Origin of the sequence: Flavobacterium sp. XGLA_31, from assembly GCF_051547105.1 — a bacterium.
GTDB lineage: Bacteria > Bacteroidota > Bacteroidia > Flavobacteriales > Flavobacteriaceae > Flavobacterium.
Map to the genome: position 1 here is coordinate 1 of NZ_JBPTTM010000013.1, position 4,131 is coordinate 4,131.

Below are 4,131 nucleotides of genomic sequence, written 5' to 3' on the forward strand. Positions count from 1 at the left end.
CGCATCACTACATTCTACAGTTGCATCAAGCGAACCGGCAGCAGTAGTCCAAGTAGGAGCCGTAGTATCCTGAACAGTGATTACCTGAGTAAACACAGCAGAAGTATTACCACAAGCATCAGCTACAGTCCAAGTGTTGGTATAAGTACCGGCATTAGCACATCCTTCGTTAGCTACAAACTCACCTGAAGTTTTTACGATGTTGGTTACATCAGTATCACATAAGTCAGAAGCGACAGGGAAAGCAGCCTGAGCCGTTGCTAAAGCAGCAGCATCGCTACATTCTACAGTAGCATCAAGAGACCCTGCAGTAGTAGTCCAAGTAGGCGCCGTAGTATCCTGAACAGTGATTACCTGAGTAAACACAGCAGAAGTATTACCACAAGCATCAGCTACAGTCCAAGTGTTGGTATAAGTACCTGAGTTCGCACATCCTTCGTTAGCTACAAACTCACCTGAAGTTTTTACAATGTTGGTTACATCACCATCACAGTTGTCAGTTGCCACAGGGAAAGCAGCTTGAGCCGTTGCTAATGCAGCAGCATCGCTACATTCTACAGTAGCATCAAGCGATCCTGTTTGAGTTGACCAGGTAGGTGCAGTAGTATCTTGTATTTTTATTATTTGGTTAGCGGTAGAACCATTACCACAAGCATCCGTTACTGTCCATGCTCTGGTAATTACTTTGTTATTTGGACATGTATTAAGAGGCGTTAAGCAAACGCTTTTAAAACGAATCGTTCCTAATTCAGTGCCCACTTTTTCACCATAAACAAACCAAGTACCATTCATTGGACCAGTTAAATTGTCAAAACTGGAAACGTATGATGTCAGTCCGTTAATTGTATTTGATGCACTAAGATTCCCATTCGGTGTTAAATCAACAGGAGTACCATTAGAGATTACATTATTATTGTTCCATTGCGGATATCCTGAAATATTTGGATGGAAAACCGGTAAATAAAGTTCAGCATTATTTGAATTAGCAGTATCACAATTTCCGCCATTACAATATGGTCCGACAAGAACTACTCCTTGTCCGCTTGGAGATACAAGTGTAAATTGTACTCTTCCTTTACCTTGATTCGTTTCAAAGGCTAAAGCTACTTTTTCAATATTAGCAGCAGTTGAACCATCAAATCCACTAACAGTAAAAGGGAAGTAAACTCCTGTTCCAGCATTTACAGAACCTTCATTGAAGTTTCCGAAACAGTCATTGTCTTGATAAGTAACAGTTGGATTAGCATCACAGTTGTCACTGATATTGGTGACATTACCAATAGCAGATGGGTCAAGATTTACATTACAGTTTGCATCTGTATTTAGCGTAACATCACCAGGAACGGTAAAAGTTGGCGCTGTCATATCTTGTACAGAAATTATCTGGGTAAACGTTTGTGAAGTATTATTACATAAATCAGTTGCTGTCCAAGTATTAGTGTAAGTTCCGTTTGAACCACAAGAACCGGCAACAAAATCACCTGATGTTTTGGTATAAGTTAAATTTGTAGCACAATTATCACTAGCTATTGGCGCTAAGTTTTGAGCATTTGCTAAAGCCACAGTATCACTACATTCAACCGTTCTATTTAATACAGAAGCACCGGTTGTCCATGTAGGCGCAACAGTATCATCTACCGTAATTGTTCTTGATACTGAAGCCAAAGCTCTACCACAAGAATCCGTTGCTGTCCATGTTTCCGTTACTTTTCCGTTACAAAATCCTGCAACAGTAGTTGTAAAAGTTGATGGGTTTGAGGTTCCGTTAATTCTGCAATTTCCGGATAATCCGTTTGAAAATGATATCGTTCTAGGGGCAGGAATCGCTCCACAAGTAACGGTTATGTCTTCAGGAGCTGTCATGGTTGGCAATGCAGCAGGGCTAACAGTTATTGTTCTTGAAACGGGAGCCAGAGCTCTTCCGCAAGCATCCGTTGCAGTCCATGTTTCGGTTACAGTTCCTCCGCAAGCACCAGGTATAGTAGAGAATGTAGAAGCATTTGAAGTTCCGTTAATAGCACAGCTACCACTTAATCCATTTGAAAATGCAATAGTACTTGATGCCGGTATTGAACCACAGGCTACAGTAATGTTAGAAGGTGCGGTCATGGTTGGCAAGGTAGCCGGACTAACTGTAATTGTTCTTGAAACTGGAGCCAAAGCTCTTCCGCAAGAATCCGTTGCAGTCCATGTTTCGGTCACTGTTCCTCCACAAGCACCAGGTAAAGTTGAGAATGTAGAAGTATTTGAAATTCCGCTAATAGCACAACTACCACTTAATCCATTTGAAAATGCAATAGTACTTGGTGCGGGTATTGAACCACAGGCTACAGTAATGTTAGAAGGTGCTGTCATGGTTGGCAATGCAGCCGGATTAACTGTAATCGTTCTTGAAACGGGAGCCAAAGTTCTTCCGCAAGAATCCGTTGCAGTCCATGTTTCTGTTACTGTTCCTCCACAAGCATCAGGTATAGTAGACAATGTAGAGGTATTTGAAATTCCATTAATAGCACAACTACCACTTAATCCATTTGAAAATGCAATAGTACTTGGTGCCGGTATAGAACCACAGGCTACAGTAATGTTAGAAGAAGCTGTCATGGTTGGCAAGGCAGCCGGATTAACCGTAATCGTTCTTGAAACGGGAGCTAAAGCTCTTCCGCAAGAATCCGTTGCAGTCCATGTTTCGGTTACTGTTCCTCCACAAGCACCAGGCAAAGTTGAGAATGTGGAAAGATTTGATACCCCATTTATACCACAACTTCCGGACAAACCATTTGTAAATGATAAAGTACTTGGTGATGGTAAAGAACCACAAGCAACTGTAATATTAGAAGGAGCGGTCATGGTTGGCAAAGCAGCAGGACTAACAGTAATCGTTCTTGTTTTTACGATGGTTCTGTTGTAAGCATCTGTGTAAGTCCAAGTTTCAGTTATTGTACCTCCGCAAACTCCAGCCGGTGTTTGAGAACTCAAGGTTGAAGTAACTGAACCACTGATTAAACAAGATGCAGTTCCTCCATTAGTATAAGTTAATGAACTGGTTGTGGCTTCACCACAAGGCACAGTAATATCACTGGTATTTGCAAAGGTAGCGATCGGAGGATTGGTGGCTGTAATCGTTCTGGATTTATCAACAATACATCCGTTAGCATCGGTTATTTTTACATTATAAGTACCCGGAACTAAACCGGTAAGGTCTTGATTAGTGGATTGACCGGCAGGGATAACACCGTCAGTAGTTGTCCATAAATAAGTATAAGGAGCTGTTCCTCCAATCGGAGTCAAATCGATAGCCCCAGTTCCTAATCCACATTGTGATTGAGTCAATACAAATTCACCGTTTACCCCGCCATTAACTGTGATGGAAGGCAGCTTGCCACATTTTGGTGAGATATCATTTGGGTTTAGTGGACATACTCCTCCTGGCGTTGTCCATGCTTCCCAAAGATTGCTAATTTTAATGATATCACCACAATTATAGGTAATAGTCCCAAAATCTAATGATGTGATAGAGCTCGCTGGTACAGGGCCAGCACAACCTGTTCTTGTAACTGATGAAATCAGCAAACCGGTAGTGCCACTATAGATTTCAAGAGTACCCCAAAAGGCAAATGCGCCCCTTGTGGACCCGGTGGTGTTATTAATTGATAATGTTAATGTTCTTGTCAATGGGGTTGCCGTTGCACAAGAATTACACAAATCTCCGCCACTAAGCTTAGCAGCTACCACTTCCAGGTCTTTAGAGGTACAGGAAGTGTTGGCAGGAGGAACAGATTGCGAAAATGAAACAGAGATACTTAGCAGACTAAATATCAAAAACGCAATGAGTTTTTTTGAGTGAGTAATTTTTGATTTCATACGTTTAATTTTAGTAGAATAATTTATCTAAAATTTGAATTTTGGGCTTGAAGTAATTTTGTAGGCTTATTTGGTAGATAGATTTTCTGGGTTATACTATATTCTTGGCTAAATTACGGCATACCCTCATCATTGCTCAATTTTTTCCACAAACAACCCGAAAACTCGTTAAAGTGACATTTTTTATTTAACATTTGTTTATTATCGATTTTTCTTTCTTTTTATCCCTTTTTTTCTTTATGATTTCTTTTAAAACTAAGGTGTTTAATA

Annotated in this window: 1 protein-coding gene; it reads right to left on the reverse strand. The window is 40.6% G+C overall.

All coding sequences use genetic code 11. The annotated features are described in order from the left end of the window. Positions 1 to 3,861: HYR-like domain-containing protein (locus tag ACSVH6_RS13530; protein ID WP_438079389.1), on the reverse strand; the 3,861-nt coding region annotated here is incomplete at its 3' end. Positions 3,862 to 4,131: the final 270 nt, after the last annotated feature.